General features: G+C 36.7%; 3 protein-coding genes and 1 pseudogene. All 4 read right to left on the bottom strand.

Translation table 11 applies throughout. From position 1 onward, the window contains the following. A pseudogene (locus PVV69_RS09840) lies at nucleotides 1-160 on the bottom strand (DUF3987 domain-containing protein); the annotation flags it as partial. 112 nt (nucleotides 161-272) lie between these two features. Then, complete coding sequence (locus tag PVV69_RS09835) at nucleotides 273-545, bottom strand: type II toxin-antitoxin system RelE/ParE family toxin (protein ID WP_273757353.1); 273 nt, start codon at nucleotides 543-545, stop codon at nucleotides 273-275. Beyond that, nucleotides 542-832, bottom strand: a complete 291-nt coding sequence (locus PVV69_RS09830) for a CopG family ribbon-helix-helix protein (protein ID WP_273757352.1) — start codon at nucleotides 830-832, stop codon at nucleotides 542-544. Before PVV69_RS09830 ends, PVV69_RS09835 begins: the two co-directional genes overlap by 4 nt. Before the next feature lie 105 nt (nucleotides 833-937). After that, the coding region (locus PVV69_RS09825; protein WP_273757351.1) for a hypothetical protein at nucleotides 938-1432 on the bottom strand (495 nt) is incomplete at its 5' end.

Genomic DNA, 1432 nt, shown 5'->3' with positions numbered 1-1432 from the left:
GGTCTGATTGATATTCCTTTCTTTCCATATCTGCTAAAAAACCAGACAACTCATCACGAACCATTAAGAGACCACGGGGGTTTTCTTTTAACAATTCCCCAAGTTTTTCAACCGTGACATCATTGACGATAAGACGTCGTTTCCTAAGAGTGTCATCATCATTTTTACGAGTAAGAAACTAACTAGTGTGCAAAGTGATTATGCAATCATATTAGTAACATTAGAAAAATAATAATTTGCTTCAATTACCAAATAAATAAAAATACAGTTGATTAGGGAAATTTTTGCTTTGTATGAAGCACACGTAAAATACGCACAACGCCATTTGAAATATCATAAATCATGATATAATTTGGATGTACAATAAGTTCACGTGTATTTACAATTCGTCCTAAACGACCAAGAGTAGGAAATTTGACAAGTTTTCCTACCTTTTCAGATAAAAGTTGATCAAACTTTAAGGCAGCAGAAGGATTATTTTGTGATATGTACTCACGTATCTTCTTGCGGTCAACGTGTGCTACTTGTGTCCAAATGAGCTTCATAAAGTTGATCTATTTAGTTTACTTTGTGTTTTTAAGCGCCATTCCTTTGCTTCTGCTTCGATTTCTTCAGAAGATATTATATTACCTGCATTAGCAGAATTTATTCCTAATTGAACTTGTTCCCGAAACCATAAATCGTGTGCACTTTTTTCTTTTTGTTCTTTTACAATATCGCGCATATAATCCCGCAACAATTGTGCACCAGATCTATCGCACGCCTTTGCTGCTTTGGAAAATTCATTTTTTAATACATCATCAACGCGAAAGGTAAATGTTGTTTCAGCCATTTTACCACCCCTTAATGTGTTACAAAGTAGTTCTAATGTAATACATTTTTACTATTTCTTCAATAGCTACTGTTAGAATAGATATTTTATATCTATTTTGCATTTTCATAGACTTGAAAGGGACGCCCATAAATTCACGGGCTCTGATAACAAACCAGACAGTAAGGAAAGACCGGTTTCAATGCCTTCACAAATGACCAGATGTTTTGGATTGTCTTGGCTTAAATGCACAGCACCGCCCATAACAGACCCCAACATGGCTTTTGCTGGTCTCTGATCTGTTTTGCAGCCATTGGCTTTTAAAAAGGTTCTATGAATGGCAAAGGAACCAGCACCCTTAACAAGAGCAACCAACGCGGGTAGTGTCATTCCTAATGGGTGATGGCATTTATCGTGAAAACGTAAATCAGCAGGCAATTCACAAGTAATACCCCGCTTGCGTAAATAGGTTTCTGCTAAAGTCTCTTTGATCGGTTGGCTTTGTTGCCAAATCTTTTTTGCTCTTTCTGCTTTCTGTTTTGAGAAAGAGAGCGCGTGATCATAAGCTTTATCAACAAAGGCTTGTTTCCCCAGCAAGCCAATTCTTCTAAGCGCTTGTAT

Origin of the sequence: Bartonella sp. MM73XJBT (genome assembly GCF_028618465.1) — a bacterium.
Classification (GTDB): domain Bacteria; phylum Pseudomonadota; class Alphaproteobacteria; order Rhizobiales; family Rhizobiaceae; genus Bartonella.
The sequence above is the reverse complement of the archived record's forward strand: the minus strand, read 5'-3'. Positions and strand labels throughout refer to the sequence as shown.